The sequence below is a fragment of the [Mycobacterium] manitobense genome (genome assembly GCF_025821665.1).
Taxonomy (GTDB): domain Bacteria; phylum Actinomycetota; class Actinomycetes; order Mycobacteriales; family Mycobacteriaceae; genus Mycobacterium; species Mycobacterium arseniciresistens.
The window spans coordinates 1-455 of record NZ_JACKSJ010000261.1 but is presented as its reverse complement, the minus strand read 5'-3'; the positions used below and the strand labels follow the sequence as shown (position 1 = coordinate 455).

General features: G+C 68.4%; 1 protein-coding gene. It reads right to left on the bottom strand.

The features are described from left to right. On the bottom strand, positions 1-455 hold a 455-nt coding region (locus H7I41_RS29180), incomplete at both ends, for a dihydroxy-acid dehydratase domain-containing protein (RefSeq protein WP_264016146.1).

The window sequence follows — 455 nt, the reverse complement described above, 5'->3', positions numbered from 1 at the left end:
GACGTCGCCGTGGGTGATGGTGCCGTCCTCCAGCGCATCCAGCGCCGCCCGCTCACGCTCGAAAACCCGTGCGGTGCCCTCGAAGACATCCGAGTCGAAGCCGGCGGACTTGACCACCGCACCCTCCGGGGCGAGCGAACCGTGCAGGATGGTGATCCCGCCGGTCGGGTGGATCGGGTTGTTCATCGCCCGCAGCACCTTGCCGTCCGGGTCCGGCGGCTCGATGTGGGCCAGGTTCTCGGCCATCGTCTCACCGGTGACGGTCAGGCAATCGCCGTGCAGCAGACCGGCATCCAGCAGCGCACGCATGACCACCGGCACGCCACCGATCTCGTCGACATGCTTCATGACGTAGGCGCCGAACGGCTTCACATCGGCGAGGTGGGGGACCTTCTTGCCGACCCGGGTGAAATCGGCCAGCGTCAGCTCCACGCCGGCCTCCCAGGCGATGGCCA